General features: G+C 73.4%; 15 protein-coding genes and 2 pseudogenes. 12 read left to right on the plus strand and 5 right to left on the minus strand.

The window, feature by feature from the left end:
- Positions 1-7: 7 nt before the first annotated feature.
- Entirely contained in the window at positions 8-1,183 is a 1,176-nt protein-coding gene (locus ACEXOX_RS04920; RefSeq protein ID WP_406519250.1) for an FAD-dependent monooxygenase, read from the minus strand.
- 407 nt (positions 1,184-1,590) lie between these two features.
- Positions 1,591-4,812, minus strand: a complete 3,222-nt coding sequence (locus tag ACEXOX_RS04925) for a cytochrome P450 (protein WP_406519251.1) — start codon at positions 4,810-4,812, stop codon at positions 1,591-1,593.
- Between the two features lie 105 nt (positions 4,813-4,917).
- On the opposite strand from ACEXOX_RS04925, the pseudogene ACEXOX_RS04930 reads away from it, so the two are divergent.
- From ACEXOX_RS04930 to ACEXOX_RS04980, 11 genes and pseudogenes are all read left to right on the plus strand, one after another.
- Positions 4,918-5,561 (plus strand): annotated as a pseudogene (locus tag ACEXOX_RS04930) (PAS domain-containing protein).
- A gap of 243 nt (positions 5,562-5,804) precedes the next feature.
- Positions 5,805-8,665 (plus strand): annotated as a pseudogene (locus ACEXOX_RS04935) (peroxidase family protein).
- 239 nt (positions 8,666-8,904) lie between these two features.
- Entirely contained in the window at positions 8,905-9,366 is a 462-nt protein-coding gene (locus ACEXOX_RS04940; protein WP_406519252.1) for a universal stress protein, read from the plus strand.
- Positions 9,367-9,676: 310 nt separating this feature from the next.
- The gene (locus ACEXOX_RS04945) at positions 9,677-10,027 is read left to right on the plus strand and encodes a hypothetical protein (RefSeq protein WP_406519253.1); all 351 of its coding nucleotides are present in this window, start codon (positions 9,677-9,679) and stop codon (positions 10,025-10,027) included.
- A gap of 193 nt (positions 10,028-10,220) precedes the next feature.
- On the plus strand, positions 10,221-10,466 hold the full coding sequence (locus tag ACEXOX_RS04950) for a hypothetical protein (protein WP_406519254.1): 246 nt from the start codon (positions 10,221-10,223) through the stop codon (positions 10,464-10,466).
- A complete protein-coding gene (locus ACEXOX_RS04955; RefSeq protein WP_406519255.1) occupies positions 10,436-10,882 on the plus strand; it encodes a hypothetical protein in 447 nt (148 codons plus the stop codon). The genes ACEXOX_RS04950 and ACEXOX_RS04955 overlap by 31 nt, the downstream gene beginning before the upstream one ends.
- A gap of 284 nt (positions 10,883-11,166) precedes the next feature.
- Positions 11,167-12,684: a glycoside hydrolase family 3 protein gene (locus ACEXOX_RS04960; protein WP_406519256.1), complete on the plus strand. Its 1,518-nt coding sequence runs from the start codon at positions 11,167-11,169 to the stop codon at positions 12,682-12,684.
- Positions 12,685-12,776: 92 nt separating this feature from the next.
- Positions 12,777-13,472, plus strand: a complete 696-nt coding sequence (locus ACEXOX_RS04965; RefSeq protein WP_406519257.1) for a papain-like cysteine peptidase — start codon at positions 12,777-12,779, stop codon at positions 13,470-13,472.
- 8 nt (positions 13,473-13,480) lie between these two features.
- Positions 13,481-14,239 carry a PIG-L deacetylase family protein gene (locus ACEXOX_RS04970; protein WP_406519258.1) on the plus strand — a complete coding sequence of 253 codons (759 nt, stop codon included), beginning with the start codon at positions 13,481-13,483 and terminating at the stop codon, positions 14,237-14,239.
- Entirely contained in the window at positions 14,236-15,066 is an 831-nt protein-coding gene (locus tag ACEXOX_RS04975) for an ABC transporter ATP-binding protein (RefSeq protein WP_406519259.1), read from the plus strand. Before ACEXOX_RS04970 ends, ACEXOX_RS04975 begins: the two co-directional genes overlap by 4 nt.
- Positions 15,063-15,935 (plus strand): ABC transporter permease, encoded by an 873-nt coding sequence (locus ACEXOX_RS04980; protein ID WP_406519260.1) that lies wholly within the window; start codon positions 15,063-15,065, stop codon positions 15,933-15,935. The genes ACEXOX_RS04975 and ACEXOX_RS04980 overlap by 4 nt, the downstream gene beginning before the upstream one ends.
- A gap of 54 nt (positions 15,936-15,989) precedes the next feature.
- On the opposite strand, the gene ACEXOX_RS04985 is transcribed toward ACEXOX_RS04980, so the two are convergent.
- On the minus strand, positions 15,990-16,211 hold the full coding sequence (locus ACEXOX_RS04985) for a dodecin (RefSeq protein ID WP_030023328.1): 222 nt from the start codon (positions 16,209-16,211) through the stop codon (positions 15,990-15,992).
- Between the two features lie 190 nt (positions 16,212-16,401).
- Here ACEXOX_RS04985 and ACEXOX_RS04990 point away from each other — a divergent pair, with 190 nt between their 5' ends.
- Positions 16,402-17,847, plus strand: a complete 1,446-nt coding sequence (locus ACEXOX_RS04990; protein ID WP_406526232.1) for an amino acid permease — start codon at positions 16,402-16,404, stop codon at positions 17,845-17,847.
- A gap of 157 nt (positions 17,848-18,004) precedes the next feature.
- On the opposite strand, the gene ACEXOX_RS04995 is transcribed toward ACEXOX_RS04990, so the two are convergent.
- Together ACEXOX_RS04995 and ACEXOX_RS05000 are read right to left on the minus strand one after the other, a co-directional pair.
- A complete protein-coding gene (locus ACEXOX_RS04995) occupies positions 18,005-18,688 on the minus strand; it encodes a transglycosylase SLT domain-containing protein (RefSeq protein ID WP_406519261.1) in 684 nt (227 codons plus the stop codon).
- A gap of 1,018 nt (positions 18,689-19,706) precedes the next feature.
- Positions 19,707-19,919 (minus strand): EF-hand domain-containing protein, encoded by a 213-nt coding sequence (locus ACEXOX_RS05000; RefSeq protein ID WP_030998454.1) that lies wholly within the window; start codon positions 19,917-19,919, stop codon positions 19,707-19,709.
- Positions 19,920-20,024 lie beyond the last annotated feature (105 nt).

Consider the following 20,024-nt stretch of genomic DNA (forward strand, 5'->3'; position numbering starts at 1 on the left):
CCGGCGCTCACCAGTCGATACGGTAACCGGTCAGCCAGGCGTCGGCCCCGTCGCCACCGCGCGCGACGCTGCGCGGCAGCATCACGTCGCGGACCAGCCGCCGCGCCAGCCCCGGCGCCGAGCGGCGGGCCATCAGCGCGCTGTGCGCGACCACCCGTTCCACCCGCTCGCGGCGCAGTTCCTCGTACGCGGCGAAGGCCCGCCGGGGCTCGTGCCGGTCGCGCAGGCAGGTGGCGAGTACGACGCTGTCCTCGATCGCCATCGAGGCACCCTGGGCGGCGTTCGGCGCGGCGGCGTGCGCCGCGTCGCCGATGATCACCATGGTGTCGGAGAACCACCGCGGCGTGGAAGCGAGGTCGTAGGCGTGCGAGCCGACGACGCGGTCGCCGGTGGCCCGGACGACGGCCGCGGCCGGGGTGCGGTCGCCGTCGAGCAGCGCCGTGACCCGCTGCCGCCACTGGCCTGCCGTGACAGCGGCCAAGTCCTGCCGGGACCTTTCCGGCCCCGGCACGTTGGAGAACCACCACACCTCCCCGTCCGGTGCCGCCGTGCATCCGAAGAAAGCCCGCCTGCCGTAGATCATGGTGTACGTGTCGGGCGCGGACGCCGGTTCGACGTCACGGGTGTAGCCGCAGACGGTGTGCTGGCCGGTGTAGCGGGGCCGGGGCGCCGCCGGGTCGATCATCTTGCGGACCACCGAGTGAATGCCGTCCGCGCCGATCAGCAGGTCCCCCTCGGCCCGGCTGCCGTCCGCGAAGGAGGCCACCACCCGGCGGCCGCTGACGGTCTCGGCGGCGACCAGCCGCTTGCCGTGCCGGACGGCGATCCCGCGGCGGCGCGCCTCGTCGTGCAGGACGCGGTAGAGGGTGGCACGGGTGAGCGTACGGGGCCCCATGCCGGTCTCGCCGGTGGAGCCGGCGATGGCGCGCCCGCCGAGCCGCTTGCCCGTACCGCTGAGGAACTCCACCCGCTCGGCGGGGAAAGAGTTCGCCACGACCGGGCCGTGAGCCCCGATGACGCGCAGCGCCTCCAGCCCGTTGGCGAACACGACGAGGAACGCGCCGACGTCGTCCGCGCCGGTCGGATACGCCTCGAAGACCTCCGCGTCGATGTCCGCCTTCCGCAGAGCCATCGCGGTCACCGCGCCCGCGATGCCTCCACCGATGATCAGAGCCTTGGTCATGGCGCGCCCCCAGGTGAATCGGCCGCTGTGCGGAGGTCGGCTCCGCCATCGTCCACCTTGCCGCCGGTCGGCGGCGGGAGCCAGACCCCGTGCGTGGGGCGGGTCAGCGCTGACGCCGGTAAAGCCGAGTAACGTCGGCGGCCGGCGGCTGAGGGGGCGCAGGCCGGGAGCTGCGGTCCCCGCGTGGGCGGGGGTGGCCCCCGGGACAGGGCCATCGCGAGCTCCAGGCCCCAGTGGTCCCCGCGTGGGCGGGGGTGGTCCCGGCAAGTCCGGCGTGCTGATCGTGATCCTCTGGCGACCCCTGCCCGCCCGGGGCCGCCAGAAGACGGATGCCCCGCCTCTGCTCCGGCAGAGGCGGGGCACACCATCAGCGGCCGAGCGCGTCCCAGGGGCAGTCCGCCCCCGGATCACCCCGCCGCGTACACATCCTCCACATACCGTCCGGCGTCCGTCAGTTCGCGCAGCCAGGTCTCGGCCTGTTCGTCCGTGGCGCCCGTGCGGGCCGCGTGCAGGGCGCGGAAGGCGGCCCGTACGCCGGGGGCCATCCGACTGCCGTCGCCGCAGACGTACACCCGTGCTCCGGCGTCGAGCAGGGCTCCGACCTCGTCGGCCTCGGCGGCGATGCGGTGCTGGACGTAGCGGCAGTCGTTTTCGGGGCGGGTGCTGAAGGCCGGGCGGAGGGAGACCGCGCCGGCTGCTTCGGCCTGCCGGAGTTCGTCGGCGTGCAGGTAGTCGGCGTCGGGGGCGTCGCAGCCGAAGTAGAGCAGGGCCGACGAGAGTTGGCTGTTGGCGGCGGCGGCCACGCGGTCGGCCACGGCGCCGCGGAAGGGGGCCAGGCCGGTGCCGGCCGCGACCAGGATGACCGGCGCCGGGTCGGCCGGGTCGAGGCGGAACGCCTCCCGACAGGGCTGGACCCGGGCCAGGACGGTGTCGCCGGGCCGGAGTGTGTGCAGGTGTGCGGAGCCGGTGCCACCGGGGAGCAGCGAGACCATCAGGTCGGCGTGGCGCGGGTCGGCGGCGGGTGAGGAGGAGAGGGAGTAGTGGCGGATGCGCATCGCGGGCAGCAGGTCGAGGAGGGTCGGCCAGGACAGCTCGCCGCGCAGAGCCGGGTATGCCTCGACCAGGTCGAGGACGGTCCGCGGGTCGTCGTCGGTGAGTGCTTCGAGGGCGGCGCGCTCGGGCGGGCAGGGGTTGTGGGCGGCGAGTGCGGCGCGTTGGTCCGGTGTGGGGCGGGCGCCCAGTTCTAGGTGGTGGGTGAGGAGGCTCCGTACGGTGAGGGGGCGGTCGACCGGGAGGGCGTCCCGGCTCGCACGGCCCGCGCCCGCGCGGATGTCGAGGATGGTGTCGAGGTCCACGCCCAGCACGCGTGCCGCGCGCTCCACGGCCGCCGTTCCGTTCGCCGGGAGTACGGCGAGGTGGTCGGCGGTGCGGTAGGTGACGCCTTCGGGCAGGGCGAGGCGCAGGAAGCGCTTGACGCGGGGGTGGCCGGGGGCGGTGAGGTCGTACGCCTCGGTGACGGTCATCGGCTGGAGGCCGTGGCGGGTGGCGAGCGCGTCCAGGGGGCCGCCGGTGACCTCGCGGACGGTGTAGGACGTGTCCGTGGCGTCGGCCGCGGCGTTCGCGCCGATCGTTGCCGGGTCGCCGTAGCGTACGAGCAGTTCGGTGCGGAGTGCGGCCGTGAACGCCTTGACCGCGCCGTTCAGGTCGCCGGACGCGTCGGCCTCGCCGCGCGGCAGCAGCCGCTCGGCGCCCAGGGCGGCCAGCCGCTCGTCGAGCAGGGTCGGTACGCGCTGGTAGGTGGCGGCCCAGTTGCGGTCGCCGACGCCGAGGACGGCGTACGGCACGCCTTCGGCCCGCGCCTGGTCGCTGTCCAGCCACTCCATGAACCGCGCCGCGTCGTCGGTCGGCCGGCCGTTGTAGGAGGCGGTGACGATGACGACCGGGCGGTCGGCGGGGAGGACGCCGGCCGCGGCGTCCAGCGGCGCGACCTCGGTGGTGAAGCCGAGGCCGGTGGCCTGGTCGGCGATGCGTTCGGCGAAGTCGCGGCAGGTGCCGTAGTTGGTGCCGTGGAGCAGGAGCAGGGCGGTGTCCTGATGAACCCGGGTGGGCAGCCCGTCGTCCGCGCCCGCCTGCGAGTCGTCCGGCTCCGCCGCCCCGCCGGGCAGGATCGCGAGGGCGGCGCGCAGGGCCGCGCGGTCGGCGGGGGTGCGCCTGCCGAGGGTGATCGTGAAGCCGTCCGGCTTGAGGGTCAGGGTCTCCTTGATGCGCAGCTCGTAGTCCGCGTGGTCGATGAGACGGTAGCGGTGCACCAGCATGGCGAGCAGCATCGTCGCCTCGTGCAGCGCGAACTGCCGCCCGATGCAGGCGCGTTCACCCGTACCGAAGGGCTTGTACGCGTGCGGGGAGCGGGCCGCCTCGGCCTCCGGCGCGAACCGGGTGGGGTCGAACAGCTCCGGGTTGTCGCCCCACACCGGGTCGCGGTGCAGCATCGGCGTGAGGACGGTGACCAGCTGGCCGGCCTTCAGCGGGTAGCGGCCGCCGAGCAGGGTGTCCTCACGGGCCTGGCGGCTGAAGGCGGCGGCGGTGGGCCACAGCCGCAGTGCCTCGTTGAGGACCTGCCGGGTGAAGGGCAGCCGGCCGATGTCCTCGAAGGAGGGGTCGGGGTCGGTCGCGTCGCCCCACAGTTCGTCCGCCTCGCGCTGGACCAGGCGCAGCGCGGCCGGGTCCTTGAGCAGGTGGTGGAGGGCGAAGGAGAGCGCGCCGGAGGTCGTCTCGTGACCGGCGATGAGGAAGGTGATGACCTGGTTGCGGATGTTGGCCAGGTCGAGGGTGGTGCCGTCGGCGGGGTGGGTGGCGCCGAGCATCAGTCCGAGAAGGTCGTCGGAGGTGTCGGCGGCGTCGGGGCTCCCGTCAGCGTCGCCGCCCTCGCCCGTACGGGTGGCGATGACCTCGTCCACGACCGAGGCGAGGTAGTCGGCGTCGGCCCGGAAGGCGGCGTCCTGCTCGGTGTAGTCACCGCCCGGCTTCCGGCCGAGGCGGGTCATGCTCCACTCCAGGCAGCGGACCATCGCCTCGACGAAGGGATGCGGGGTGTCGCGGGAGAACGACTCGAAGTCGAAGCCGAAGCCCGCGAGGCCGATGGTGTCCAGGGTCATCCGGGTCATGTCGTCGGGGACGTCCACGGGCGTCCCGTCGGCCGCGTGCCGGTCCCAGCTGCCGAGGACCCGGCGGGCCACCTTCAGCATCGCCGGGTGGTAGGTGCGCATCGAGCCGAGCGCGAAGGCCGGCATCAGGATGTCGTGGGCCTTGGCCCAGTTCGGTTCGTCGTTGTACGCGGTGAACAGGCCGTCCCCGGCGAACTCGCGGACGTTCTCCAGGGCGACCGCGATGCCCTTGGAGAAGCGCTCCTCGTCGGCCAGCTCGGTGACCAGTTCCAGTGAGGAGACGAACGTCGCCTCGTGACCGTGCAGCCGTCGCCGGTAGATCGGGCCGTGCTCGCGGACCAGGTCCATGGCCTGCTGGAGCGGGGTGGAGGTGAGGCCGGTGGCCGACAGGTCGACGACCGGCACCTCCTCCTCGTACGGGCGCACCGCGCCGTCGGCTGCTTCGAACGGGATCGTCTCGGTCATGTCTCCAGCGTGACCCGCCCGGTGTACCGTGCGACGCCGGGTAACTGCATGATTGTGCAGTGGTTTTTCGCTGTCCGCTCTTGCGGCCGGACCGGAGAAGGGGCAATGGAAGAGGCGATGGCGGACAGCGCGGCGGGCCCGTGGCGCAACTACTTCCTGATCCTGCTGGACCGCATCCCGGTGCCGATCGCCGTGTGCAAGGCGCGCGGCGAGGTGCTGATCGCCAATCCGGCGATGGCTGCCGAGTGGGGCGCGGCACCCGGACAGCTGCGCGGCCGCAACCTGCTGGACCTCTTCCGGCCCCGGTCGCAGGCGCAGATAGACCGGCTGGTCGACGCGCTGCGCATGGGCCGCAGGTCCCGGTACCCGGTCGGAGTGCGCTGGCGGACCGGCGCGGACGGCACCGAGCGGGAGGGCGAGTTGACGGTCGACCCGGTCGGCGACCCGTCGGAGGACCTGCCCGCCCTGCTGGCCCTGCTCCGGGTCCACGAGGACGCACCGCCAGCCCCGGGGCGCGAGGTGGCCAGTCCCGTCGAGACCCGCATCCTCGCCCTGGCCGCCGCCGGAGCGACCACGGCCAGCATCGGCAGTCACCTCGGCCTCACCGTCGACGGCGTCAACTACCACCTCACCCGCCTCTCCCGCCGCTGGCGCGTGCAGGGCCGTACCGCCCTGGTCGCCAAGGCGTACGTACTGGGCGTGCTGGCCCAGGGGTGTGGCCGCCGGCTCCGGCGGAGACCTTCGAGTGAGCGCTCGTCAGAGGTTGACCCGGGACCGGCACAGCCATCGTGTCGGCCATGGCGACCGACAGCCGACGGCAAGGGCCCACGGCCATCCGTCCGTGGGCCCGTCATGGTCTCGGCCTTGGGCCTCGGGCGTGGCTCCTGCTGCCTCGCTCCGCGATCCACGAATCCGCCCGAAACGAACCCTGTCGGGCCGCGGAGGAGGCGAGTAGCGTCGGGCCCCTTCTTCCGTACGGAGGGTGTCCTGCCATGGCCGACACCGTGAGTCACACGCAGTACGAGAGGTACGAGGGCGGCAGCCCGGAGGCGGAGCGGGTGGTCTTCGAGGAGCTGGCGCGGCAGCTGATGCGAGTGCAGCTCGCGAACCGGAAGAGCAGCGGGGCACCGGGCGTCGAGCGGGCCTTCCACGCCAAGGCGGTGCTGGGGGTGGAGAACGCCCGGCTGCGGTTCGACGAGGGGCTGCCCGCCGCGCTGGCGTCCGGTTTCGTGCAGCCGGGCGCGCAGTACCCGGCCGTGGTGCGACTGTCGAACGCGAGCGGTACGCCGCAGGCGGACATCTCGCCCGATCTGCGCGGCATCGCCGTACGGGTGGAGGTGTCGGCGGAGGAGACGCACGATCTGCTCGCGACCAACTTCCCGGTGTCGCACGCGCGCGACGCGCGGGAGTTCGTGGCGTTCGCCCGGGCGATGGCGGGGGCCGACAGCACCCTGCAGAAGGCGTTCGGGCTGCTGGTGAAGCTGCCGCTGGCGGTCGGCTGGGGTACGGCGGCGCGGATGCGCCGCAACGTGCAGGCCGCCACCCGGCACGTGGTCGGTTCGCTGGCGCGGGAGACGTACTGGAGCCGGGGCGCGGTCATGTGGGGCGACGCGGGGCCGGTCCGCTACCAGCTGCGGCCCGCGCCGGACGGCTCCCCGCGCCGCGGCCGGACCGGCACGACCCCGACCATCTGCGCCATGAGCTGGCGGGGCGGCTGGCGCTGGGTGACGTCGAGTTCGAACTGTGTGTGCAGCGGTACGTGAGCGAGGAGCGCACGCCCATCGAGGACGGGGCGGCGCAGTGGCGGGAGACGGACGCGCCGGTCGTCCCGGTCGGGCGGCTGACGATCCCGCGGCAGGACGTCACCACCGCCGAGGCCCGCTCCGCGGCCCGCCGGGTGGAGGCGCAGGCGTTCAACCCGTGGCACACCACGGACGCGTTCCGTCCGCTGGGCAACCTCAACCGGGCGCGCAAGGCCGCGTACCGGGCGAGCGCCGGGCACCGGCTCGGCACCCGGTTCCGTACGGAGGAGCCGCTGCGCAACACCGTCGTCGGTGTGCCGGTGCGGGCCGTCTTCCGGGCCGTCAACCGGTACATACCGTGGCACAAGCTGCCGTTGAACCTGAGTCTGCTCAACCTGGTGGCGCTGCGGCAGGCGCTGCGCCGTTCCAACCTCATCGACGCCGAGGTCCCGGAGGCGCCGCCGCAGGCCGTGCCGGTGCCGGAGACGGTGGACGAGGGCGCGCGGACGGCCCGTACGTACGACGGTTCGTCCACCGACCTGTCGGAGCCCCGGATGGGCGCGATCGGCTCGGCCTTCGGGCGCAATCTCAAGCCGGTGTACCGGCCGGACCTGGACCTGGTCCCGAACCCGGTCACGACGGCGCGCCAGTTGCTGCACCGTACGGCGTTCCGGCCGGCGCCCTCGCTGAACATCCTGGCCGCGGCGTGGATCCAGTTCCAGGTGCACGACTGGGTCAACCACAAGCGGTACAAGCCGGGCGAGCGGTCGGTGGAGATCCCGATGCCGCCCGGCAGCGCCTGGACGAACACGCCCGGCGGGGCGCCCGAGGACGTGATGCGGTTCGCCGAGAACATCGGGGTGGAGCGGCCCGGTCAGCCGCCGCTGCTGTTCACCAACACCACGTCGCCGTGGTGGGACGGCTCGGAGGTGTACGGCGGCGACGAGGCCACCGCGCGGTCGCTGCGCGAGCCGGACGGCGCCAAGCTGCGCCTGGAGGACGGGCATCTGCCGGTCGGCGCGGGCGGCATCCCGCTCACCGGCTTCAGCGAGAACTGGTGGCTGGGCCTGAGTGTGATGCACACGCTCTTCGCCCGGGAGCACAACGCGGTGTGCGACGCGCTGCACGCCGAGTACCCCACCATGGGCCAGGACCGGATCTACCACACGGCCCGGCTGATCGTCTCGGCGCTGATCGCGAAGATCCACACCGTGGAGTGGACGCCGGCGATCCTGGCCACCGAGGCCATCGACGTCGGCCTGAAGACGAACTGGCAGGGCCCGCCGGACAAGTGGCTGAGCAAGCTGGGACTGTGGCTGGTCGAGTCGCACGCCCTGCGCGGCATTCCGGAGACGCTGCCGGACCACCACAAGGTGCCGTACTCCCTGACCGAGGACTTCGTCACGGTCTACCGGATGCATCCGCTGATCCCGGACGACTACGAGCTGCGCGAGCACCGCTTCGGGCAGCGCGTGGAGACCGTCACGTTCGACGACATCCAGGGCACGGCGGCCGAAGCGGTCGCCCGCAAGACCGGGCTGACCGACACGCTGTACTCCCTCGGCATCGCCCACCCGGGCGCGATCACCCTGCACAACTACCCGCAGGCACTGACCCGCTTCGAGCGGGACGGGGAGATCATCGACCTGTCGGTGGTCGACCTCGTACGGACCCGGCGGCGCGGGGTGCCGCGCTACAACGACTTCCGCGCCGGGCTGCACAAGCCGCGGGTGCGCCGCTTCGAGGACATCAGCTCCGACCCGGAGACGGTCGCGCAGCTCCAGGAGGTCTACCGCGACGTCGACGAGGTCGACACCATGGTGGGGCTGTTCGCGGAGAACCCGCCGGAGGGCTTCGGCTTCAGCGACACCGCCTTCCGGATCTTCATCCTGATGGCCACCCGCCGTATCCAGTCGGACCGGTTCCTGACCGTCGATTTCCGGCCGGAGCTGTACACGCCGCTCGGCATGGACTGGATCGCCCGCGGCGGGATGAACTCGATCATCCTGCGGCACTGCCCGGAGCTGGCCGCGATGCTGCCGCGCGGCGCGACGGCCTTCGCGCCGTGGCGGCCGGTGCTCCCGGGGCGCGGCGGCGGCGCGGGTTCGTGAGGGGCGCGGCCGCGCCGCGTCTCCGGTGGGGCGCGGGGCCTGTGACGGGTCCCGCGCAGCCCTGCGTACGGGGCATGGCCGGCGCTGTGCAACGGTCGCGCACGGCCCTGTGCGCGGGTCCCGTACAGCCCTGTGCACGGGTTGCGCGCGGGTCCCGCGCAGCCCTGTGCACGGGGTCGCGCGCGGGTCCCGTACAGCCCTGCGTAAAACGCGTACAAGGCGCCCGATAACCTCCTCATGTGGAGGAGAACACGCCCGCGCCCTTCGAGCGCGGTACGGACGGCCCGAAGGTGATCGTCGTCGGCGTCGACGGGTCGGACTCGTCGTGGCGCGCCGCCGCCTACGCGGCGGGGCTGGCCCGGAGGCAGGGGTCCAAGCTGGCCCTGGTGTACGTCCAGCCGGTGCTGCCGGCCGGCGCGGCCATGGGGGCGCCGATCGTGGACACGACGAACGAGGTCGCCGACGAGCTGATGGCGGAGATCCGGGCGGCGACGGAGCGCGCGCAGGGGACCTATGACCTGCGCTGGGAGTTCCACACGCTGCGCGGCGACCCGTACTCGGGCATGGTGCAGATGGCCGACGAGCTGACGGCGGACGCCGTGGTGGTGGGGGCGTCGGAGTCCGCGGGGCACCGGATCATGGGGTCGGTGGCGGTACGGCTGGTCAAGGCCGGGCGCTGGCCGGTGACGGTCGTGCCGTAACCGGCCGGGTACGGAGGACGGGGCGCGAGGTACGGAGTACCGGGTAGGGCCCGGGATGTACCCGTAGGTGATTTCCGGCCACTGCGGTGGCCGGAATGCAGGGGTCAACCAGATTGGTCTGGACCACGAAGGTAGGGGCGGTTAGGGTCCTTCCACGTACGGCGCACCGGCCGTACGGACCCGCACCGCCCTGCTCACCGCACCGCCCCGCCGGCCCGGTCCGGCGCGCCCGACAGGACCTGGGCGCGCACCGCACGCTGCCGGCACCCCGCTCCGCCGCCCCCGCCAGCTCTGCCCCTGGGACCGGTCCGTGATCGAAATCGTGGTCGTACTCCGGGTCGAGGACGCCGTCCTCGACTTCCTCTCCGTCCTCACCGACCCCGACCCCGGCGCCGGCCCGGCCGCCGTGGTCCTCGCCGACCGGGGAGACGTCCTCCCCCTGCCCGCCGGCACGCCGCCGGCCGAACGGCTCGCCCTGCTCGCGCCGTACGTACGGTCCGCCGAGGAGGACGCCTCCTCCCCCGGCCCCGATGCCCTCGCCGGCCTGATACGCCGGGCCGCCGACGGCCACTCCGCCCGCGTGTGGACCCACTCCCCGCCGACAACCGGCGCAGCCGGGGACGCGTGGGCCGGGACACCGCCCTGGCCTGCGCCGGCCTGACGGATGCCGCTGGCGACGCCGCCGGGAACGCCGCCGCGCCGGTGCTGACCGTGCGGCACGCCGTCGGATACTCCCCTTCCTCCAGTTCGTCAGCGACCTCGACCGCCCGCTCGACCGCGCGCAGATCGCGGCCAAGCTGGATTTCGTCAACCGCGCGGCACCCGGACTGCTCGACACCCGGTCGCCCGAGTTCATGGTGGGGACGCCCCGCATCCCGGCCGCCGAGCGGTTCTTCGGCGCCGACCCCACCGAACGCGAACGGCTCTTCGCCCTGCTCGCCAGCCTGGGTGACGAGGCCGCCGCCGTCGCCGACCCGTGGGAGTTCGCCACCTCCCCGTACGAGACCCGGCGCCTGGACGCGACCGCCGCCTGGGTACGGCGCCACTGCCCGCCCGGGGGAAACCGCTGGTGGAAGTCGGCGCCTGTGAAGGCGCGTTGACGGCCCGGCTCGCGGCGGACGGCTTCTCCGTGCACGCCGCCGAACCGAACCCGCACTTCCGGGACCGCCTCGTCGCCGCGCAGCGGGACACCGACGCCGTACGGGTCGGCGCCGAAGACCTCGCCGAGCTGGCCAAGAACGGGCCGGAAGGCGCCGCTTACCTGCTGGTCGAGATGCTCTACTACGGCCAGGACCTCGCGCTCCTCGACGACCTGCCCACCGGTCTGCTCTTCCTCGCCCTGGAACCCGAGGCGCTGGAGACGCGGCTGCGGCCGTGGCTCGCCACCTCCACGGTGTGGCGGCCGGTGGAGGAGATCCGGCTCGTCGCGCCCCGGGTGGAGCCGGTCTGCGGCGGCCGCGCGTACCTGAGCAAGCGTGGCAGCGTCGGGCTCGTGCTGCGCCGGGTCGACGACTGACTTCGCCGGGCCTTTTCCGGTGGGCCTGCAGCCTGCCGCCCCGTCACCCGTGAGTGCTTCCGCCCGCCGTACCGCTACCGGTGGGCTTCGCCGCCCGCCGTCCCGCTGCCGGTGGGCTTCCCTGCCCACCGTCCCGCCGCCGGTGAGCCTCCCCGCCCGCCGTGTCGCCACCGATGGGCCGCCGCCCCGCCCACCGTCCCCTTTCCGCCGCGCCGTCACCGGCCGCGGCCCGGCCGTGACGCCGGGCTGCCGCCGCCCCCGCCGCCCCGTACCGGAAGGTTCCCATGCGCGCCGACATCCCCCTGGTCAACGCCTGCCTGCTCCCCGCCTACGCGGGCCGCTCGCCCGCCGACTGGATCCTGCGCGCGGCGGACGAGGGCCTGGCGGGCGTCGGCCTGTTCGGGACCAACTTTCCCGCCGGTTCCGGCTCGTTGCGCGAGGAGATCACCGATCCGCTCCGCGCCGTACGCCCCGACCTGCTGATCGCGCTGGACGAGGAGGGCGGTGACGTGACCCGGCTCGACTACCGGCGCGGCAGCGCCTACCCGGGCAGTCACGCCCTCGGCGCCGTCGACGACACCGGGCTCACCCGGGAAGTGGGCACGGCGATCGCCCGCGACCTGCGGGCCGAGGGCGTCAACCTGTGCCTGGCCCCGTGCGCGGACGTCAACTCCCGCCCGGACAACCCCATCATCGGCGTCCGTTCCTTCGGCGACCGGCCGGACCTGGTGGCCCGGCACACCGCGGCGTACGTACGGGGCGTCCAGGACGCCGGGGTCGCCGCCACGCTCAAGCACTTCCCCGGACACGGTGACACCCGGACCGACTCGCACGCCGAACTGCCGGACATCGACCGCGACGCGGCGTCCCTGGACGCGGTGGACCTGCCGCCGTTCCGCGCCGGGATCGCGGCCGGTGCCCGGGCCGTGATGACCGGACACATCCGGCTCTCCCGGCTGGACGGCCTGCCCGCGACGCTGAGCCGGCGGATCGTCACCGGTCTGCTGCGCGAACAGCTGGGCTACCGGGGCGTGGTGATGACCGACGCGCTGGAGATGGCGCCGATCGTACGGCGCTGGGGGTACGGCGGCGCGACGGTCGCCGCGCTGGCCGCCGGCGCGGACCTGGTGGTACTCGGCGCGACCGACGGGGAGAAACTGCTGCTTGAGATCCACGACGCCGTGCGGGAGGCGCTGGACCGGGGCACGCTGACCTTGGAGCGGGTGGCGGAGGCGGCCTGCCGGGTCGCGTCGCTGCGCGCCTGGGCCGACCCGGCCCGGCGCACCGGCACACCGAACGCCGACGGGCCCGCGCCCGACAGACACCGTGAGCCCATCGGCTTGACCGCCGCCCGCCGGGCCCTGCTCGCTCACAGCGTGACCCGGGCCGCAGACGGCCGCCGCCTGCACACCGTACGGCTGGCCACCACGGGCAATCTCGCGGTGGGTGACGCCCCGTGGGGGCTGGAGGCCCCGCTCCGGCGCCTCGGGGCGCTGGCCTCCACCACCGAGGTGCACCCGGGCACCGACCCGGCCGCGGTCGTTCCGCCCCCGGACGACGGTGATCCGCTCGCGGTCGTCGTACGGGACGCGGAGCGCGACCCCTGGCAGCGCGCGGTCCTCCGGGAACTGCGGGCCCGGCGCCCGGACCTGGTCACCGTGGAGATGGGCCTCGCCCCGGCCCGCCCGCTGCCCGCCGACGCCCCCGCGACCCTCCACACCCGCGGCGCCGGACTGGCCAACGCCACCGCGGCGGCGGAGTATCTGACCGGACGGGCCTGGCACGGCCCGCTGCGGCCGTGAGCGCCGGGCAAACCCGCGTCCGGACGGCGGACCTGCTCCCGGCCGGGGTCGCGGGCGCAGGGGCGGCTGGCGCAGGGGTGGCTGGCGCTGGTGTGGCGGCCGGGCACGGGCAGGGGGCGGCCGACGCGTACGACCACGGACCGGCCGACGCGTACGACCACTGCGTCGGCCTCGGCTACCACTGTGAGTCGACGTACCAGATCCGGCGCGTCACGGGGGTCACCCGCGCCCACTTCTTCGACTGGCTGGACCTCGACTTCGAATCGGTCGTCGAGGCCGTGGCGGAGGACTTCCGCACCGTGCTGCGCCCCGGGCTGGTCGAGCCGTTCGACGAGGGCCGGTGCGCCCTGGACCGTGGCTCCGACATCCGCTTCTACCACGAGTTCCACGCCGCGGCCGGCGCCGGTACGCCTCTGACCCAGGCGGACATCGACGCGCAGCTCCCGCGCGTGCGCGCCAAGTTCGCCGCCCTGGCCGGGCGCTGGCGAACCCTCGCCGGCTCCGGCGCCCGGGTGCTGTACGTCCACCACGACGCCTGGGACGAGCTGACCGCCGCCGACCTGCGCCGGCTGCGCGCGGTGATCGCGGCCCAGCATCCGGGCCACCGCTTCGACCTGCACTGGCTGCGCCGCACCGCACCGCCCGACGGCGACGCGGTGGGCCCCGGCATCACCTGGGGCACCGTCGCCGCCGCTCCCGGCCGCTGGGAGGGCGACGACGCCGCCTGGGACGCCGCGCTCACTCCCGTACTCGCCCCTCTCCGCGCCCCTTCACCGCCCCAGCACTAAGGAACCACATGACGCCTCCCCCGCCGCGCACCGTCATCCTCTCCCCGCACTTCGACGACGCCGTCCTCTCCCTGGCGGGTCTGATCCCCCGGCTCCCGGCCCCGGTGACCGTGGTCACCGTGTTCGGCGGCGCCCCCGCCGAACACCACGCCGTCTCCTGGTGGGACAGCACCTGCGGCTTCTCCACCGCCGCCGAGGCGCACCGCGCCCGGCTCGCCGAAGACGCGCGGGCCACCGCCCTGCTCGGCGTGGACCGGATCGTACTCGGCCACCCCGACGGCCCGTACGGCGAGGAGGACGAACTGACGGACATCGACGCCTACTTGAGCGCCCTGCCGACGCCGCTCCCCCTCGTCCTCCTGCCCATCGGCACCAACCAGGCCGACCACCGGCGGGTGCGCGACCGCGCCCTGCACGTCCTCGACAAGCTGGGCGCTCCGCTGCCCCTCCTGTACGCCGACCTCCCGTACACCGGCCACCTGCCCGAGTGGGGCACCCCGGACACCGACCGAGCCCTCGGCGGCGACGAGACGTTCGGGCTCTCCTACCAGGATCTGGCGTCCCGCTACCGCATGGACCTCGCGCACGACCTCGTCCTGACCGACGAGGAGTGGGCCCGCAAGCGGGAAGCGGTGCACTGCTACGGCTCGCAGCTCGCCCCGCTCGCCGCCGACCACGGCAGGCTGCTGGCCCGGAGCGGGCCGCTGCGCGCCGAGCGCATCTGGTCGCCGGTCCGCCGTCCGCAGCCGGCCGGGGCGGACGCGTGACCGCGCGCGGCGCCGCGCCGCCGCCTGTCCTGGAGGCGCACGACCTGGTGAAGGAGTACCGCCGCGGCCGAGTCGTGGACGGTGTACGGCTGACCGTGCGCGAGGGCGAGCGGGTCGGGCTGCTCGGCCCCAACGGCGCGGGCAAGACGACCACCCTGCTGATGTGCCTGGGCGCGGTCGCGCCGGATGCCGGCAGTGTGCACGTGCTCGGCCACCGGCTGCCCGCCGGACGCCCGGCCGCCATGCGGGGCGTCGGCTTCGCGGCCGGCTATCTGCCGCTCCCCGACCGGCTGCGGGTGCGCGAGTACCTGCGGCTGTACGCGGACCTGTACGGGCTGCGCGCGCCGCGCGCGGCGGTGGAGAGTGCCCTGGCGCACTTCGGCATCGGCCACCTCGCCACCGCGATCGGTACCGAGCTGTCCAGCGGCCAGCGGACCCTGGTCGGCATCGCCAAGGCGTCCCTGCACACGCCCCGGCTGCTGGTCCTGGACGAGCCTACGGCGGCGCTGGACTCGGACATCGCCCTGCGCGTGCGCACCGGGCTGCTCGATCTGTGCGCGCGGCACGGCACCGCGCTCCTGGTGACGAGCCACGACATGGTCGAGGTGGAGCGGCTGTGCGAGCGGGTGGTCTTCCTGGCCGCCGGGCGGGTGACCGCGGACGGTACGCCGCAGGAGGTGGCGCGGCAGTTCGAGCAGCGCGACCTGGAAGGGGTCTTCCTGCACCTCGCGGAGGCCCGGGACCGCGAACGGGCACGGGACGGCGCCGGGGCGGGTACCGACGCCCGTACCGGTGCCGCCGAACGGGAAGGGGCCGGTGCCGCATGAGCGCCGTGGAGGTCTCGGACCTGCGCAGTCCTGCCGCGGCCAGCGCGTACCGGGTACGGGCCGTCGCCCGCCGGCACTGGCTGGTGCTGCGCCGCAGCCCGCACCGGATCTTCGACGTCCTCGTGTGGCCGGTCGTCGACACGCTGCTGTACGGCTCCATCGGCCTGTTCGCCGCGAAGGCGACGGGCGGCGGAACGCAGACGGGCACCGGGACCGGCACGGAGCTGGGCACCGGGACCGCGTTCGCGGTCTTCCTGCTCAGCGGCACCGTCCTGTGGCACCTGGTCCACCAGACACAGATCTCGCTGGCCACCGGCTTCCTGGAGGAGACCTGGTCACGCAATGTGATCGGGCTGCTCACCACGCCGCTGCGCGGCTGGGAGTACCTGGCCGGGGTGGGCCTCTTCGCTCTGGTCCGTACGGCGCTGAGCACGCTCGCGGTGGCCACGCTGGCCTTCAGCGCGTACGCCTTCGACGTGACGTCCCTGGGCCTGGGGCTGATCCCGGTCGCCGCGCTGCTCCTGCTGTGCGGCTGGGCGGTGGCCTTGGCGGTGGTGGGCCTGGTGCTGCGCTACGGCAGCGGGGCGGAGGCCCTCGTCTGGGGCGGGCTGTCGGTGGTGATGCCGCTGTCCGGCGTCTTCTACCCCGTATCGACGCTGCCGAGTGCGCTCCAGCCGGTCGCCCAGGCCCTGCCCACGACGCACGTCTTCGCGGCCGGGCGGGCTCTGGCCGGGGGCGGGCCCACGCCGTGGCGCGAACTGGCGGTTGCCACGCTGGGCACCGTCACGCTGCTCCTCCTGGCCCTGTTCTTCCTGGGCCGCATGGTGGCGTCCTTCCGACGCCGCGGGCTGGTGACCCGGTACTCGTGAGGGCAGGGGCGCGCTGGGCCCCGGCGCGCCCCCTCCGGACCGCACCCGGCCCCGTCAGCCCTCCTCGGAGTCCTCCAGCCGGAACCCGACCTTCAGACCGACCTGGTAGTGCTCGATGTCCCCGTCGACGATGTGGCCGCGCACCTGTGTGACCTCGAACCAGTCGAGGCCCCGCAGCGTCCGCGCCGCGCGCTTGACGCCGTTGCGGATCGCGGCGTCCACGCCCTCCGGGGACGTCCCCACGATCTCCGTCACCCGGTACGTGTGATTCGACATGTCCGCTCCTTCGTCCTGCCGGTGTCCGTGCCGGCCGTCCGTACGCGGCCTCGTACGGACCGCCGCACGCCCCGGGTGCCCGGATTCCCTGGTTCCACTCCGCCCCGCCAGGGAGTCGCCTTCCCCTGCCGCCCCCGAAGGGCCATGATGACCGGCCGTCGGCCGACGACGAGAGGAAGGGGTGCGGATGATGCGCGCGGGACAGGGAGTGTGGCGGCGTAAACCGATCGAACTCATCCAGGAGACGGCAGGCGGCTCGGGCGAACAGCTCAACCGGGTGCTGGGGCTGTGGCAGCTGACCGCCATCGGGGTCGGCGGCATCATCGGCGCGGGCATCTTCACGCTCGCCGGGACCGTCGCGAACGGCAAGGCGGGGCCGGCGGTCCTGCTGTCGTTCCTCGTCGCGGGTGTGGCCAGCGCGGCGGCGGCGTTCTCCTACGCCGAGTTCGCGGGGCTCATCCCGAGGGCGGGCTCGGCGTACACGTACGGTTACGCGGTGCTGGGCGAGCTGGCGGGCTGGTTCATCGGCTGGGACCTGCTGCTGGAGTACACGGCGATCGTGGCGGTGGTCGCGATCGGCATCTCCGGTTACTTCAGCTTCCTGCTCGGCGAGACGGGGGTGGAGCTGCCCGCCTGGATGCTGGGGGCGCCGGGGACCGGCGAGGGGCACCGGGTGGACCTGTTCGCGGCGGTGCTGTGCCTGCTCATCGCGTATCTGCTGACCCTCGGCATCAAGAACGCGGCCCGTTTCGAGACCGTCGTCGTGGGCCTGAAGGTCCTGGTCGTGCTGCTGGTCATCGGTGTCGGTCTCTTCCACATCAGGACCGGCAATTACACACCGTTCTTCCCCTTCGGCGTCAGTGGTGCCTTCACGGGCGCGGCCACAGTTTTCTTCGCCGTGTTCGGTTACGACGCCATGAGCACCGCGGCGGAGGAGTCCAAGGACGCCCAGCGGCACATGCCGAAGGCGATCCTGTATTCGCTGCTGATCTCGATGGTGCTGTACGTCCTGGCCTGCCTGGTGCTCACCGGTATGCAGAACTACACGGACATCGACCCCGAGAGCGGATTCGCCTCGGCGTTCAAGTCGGTGGGGCTGAGCAGCCTGGCCGACGTGATCGCGGTGGGCGCGATCATCGGCATTCTCACGGTGATGTTCACGTTCATGCTGGGAGTCACCCGTGTGTGGTTCAGCATGAGCCGGGACGGGCTGCTGCCGAAATGGTTCGCCAAGACCCATCCGCGGCGGCACGTGCCGACCCGGGTGACGTGGACGGTGGGTGTCGCCTCGGCCGCCATCGCGGGTTTCCTGCCCATCGGGGAGGCCGCCGAGCTGACCAACATCGGCATCCTGCTGGCCTTCGTGGTGGTGTGCGTCTCGGTGATCGTGCTGCGCTACAAGCGGCCCGACCTGCCGCGTACGTTCCGTACCCCCGGAATGCCGGTGGTGCCCGCGGTCGGGGTGGTCTTCTCGCTCTGGCTGATCACGTTCCTGGAATGGCAGACCTGGGTGCGCTTCGCGGTGTGGTTCCTGATCGGCCTGGTCGTCTACTTCGCGTACTCCTGCCGGCGCTCCGAGCTGGCGAAGGCGGAACGGGAGATCACCGACCTGGAGGACCGCGACGGGCGGCTGTGACGGCCGCACCGGGCACGACGTTCCGGAACACGACGGAGCGCCCCTGGACCGTGGTCCTGGGGCGCTCTCGTGTCGGCGTGCGGCGGTGGCCTGCCCGGCCCGGGAGGGTGGTCCCGGGCGGTGCCGTCCGGGTGCCGCGGCTGCCTGCTCACCGGGCTCAGTACGCCGAGTTGACGTTGTCCATGGAGCCGTAGCGATCGGCGGCGTAGTTGGCGGCGGCCGTGATGTTGGCGACCGGGTCGGTCAGGTCGTTGGCCGTGCCCTCGACGTGGTAGCGGTCGAACGTCGGCTGGATGACCTGGAGCAGGCCCTTGGACGGGATGCCGTTCTTGGCGTTGATGTCCCAGTCGTTGACGACGTTCGGGTTACCGCTGGACTCGCGCATGATGTTGCGGTGCAGGCCCTCGTAGCTGCCGGGGATGCCCTTCTTCTTCATGATGTCCAGCGACTCCTTGATCCAGCCGTCCAGGTTGTTCGCGTAGTGCGGCTTGGACTCGACCGGCTTGCGGTCGGCGGCGCGGCTGGCGGCCTCCTTGGCGGTGTGGCCCTGGCCGGCCACGGCGGTGACCTTCACCGAGTCGGCGAGGGTCTGGGTGTCCGCCGCGTCCTTGGCGTCGCCGGCCTTGGGCGCGTCGGCGGCCTTGGTGTTCGCACCCGCGGGCTGGCCGTTCGCGGAGACCGGCTTGACGGCGGCCGGGGCGGCCGAGGTGGCGGCGTGGGCGTCACCGGTCGCGGCGGGGACCGTCAGGGCCGCGGTGGCACCGGCGGCGGCCAGCACGGCGACGGAGAGCTTGTGGGTCTTGGTCACGCGGACGGAGCGGAGCAGGGTGTGAGCGGTCATGCGGAGGATTCCTCTTCCCATCACTGAAATGAGCGGACGGCAGCCATTGGCGGGAAGTACGAGCGGGAAGCCACTGGCGGCACGAGAACCGAGTTCTTGTCCGCGTCCGCCCCGAGGGCATTTACGCGACGCTTCAACCCGGCGCCTCAGCAATGATTAGCGACGGCGAAATTGGAAAGCAATAGTCGCTCACGGGCCCCGGCTACGGCCCCTTTACGTAGCGAGGGCCTTTCGGCGCGTTCCAGTCCATGAGCGCGGGCCGCGACAAGACCGCGACGGTTTACTAAGGAAGGCCGTACGGGACCGAAGTCCCGTGCTGCGCGTCACGTTCTGGGCCGGGTGGAGCACCCGGCGAAAACCGCTTGAAATGGCCCCGGAACCCGGTTTTCGCGCGACCCGCGAAAAACCTTGTGGTCCGCGTCACCGTTTGGCGCGGCGCCGCGCCCGCGGGTGGCGCCGGTCACCTGGAAAAGGGATTGATCGGGGAAATCTATGGGCGCGATAGGCGCTGGGGAAAGAAAAAGGCGGCCGGCTGGGGGCCGGCCGCTCGGGGCGGTTGGGGGGCAAGCAGAGGGCGGCCCATGCGGGTCGAGGGCGGCTGCGCGCCTACGGGGCGATCGCTCGCATTCCCCCGGCGGGGGCTTACCCAGACGTAGCCACGCCGAAGCCCGCGCAACCGAACCGAGCCGGGGGCCGAAACGAGCCGGGGGCCGAAACGAGCCGGGGCCGAACCGAGCCGGGGGCCGAATCGAGCCGCCCGCCCTACGGGGCGAACGCCCGCATCCCCCCACCGGGGGCCTACCCAGAGCGGACCGAAACGAAGCCACGGCCTCCACCCCCGGAACGGACCCGCCCCGGACGCCTGGAGCGCCGCCCCCGAGGCCGCCACAGGCCGTCCCGGGCCCGCCCTGGGCCCGCCCTGGACCTGGGCCCGCCCTGGGCCTGGGCCCGCCCTGGGCCTGGGCCCGCCCTGGGCCTGGGCCCGCCCCGCCCCCGGCTCCCCCGCCTCACCCCCAGCTCACCCCTGAAGCGACTTCCAGAACTCCTCGAAGGAGAGCTTGCCGTCCGCGTTCGCGTCCTTGGCGGCGATGACGGCCTCGGCGACCGGGCCGGTGACGTAGGGGTCCCCCATCTCCGCCATCGCCCGCTTGTACTCGTCCGCGGTGATCAGGCCGTCGCCGTCCGCGTCGAACCGGTTGAACGCTGCCTTGGCCGCCTCGATGTCTGCCACGGGAGTGCCCCCTTGAAGTCGCTGTACCACTGAATTGACCTGGGTACATTAACCGACTGTCACCACGCCCCGGACCACGCCCCCGACCCCGCCCCGGCCCGTGCT

Source organism: Streptomyces sp. Ac-502, assembly GCF_045222935.1.
Taxonomy (GTDB): Bacteria; Actinomycetota; Actinomycetes; order Streptomycetales; family Streptomycetaceae; genus Streptomyces; species Streptomyces monomycini.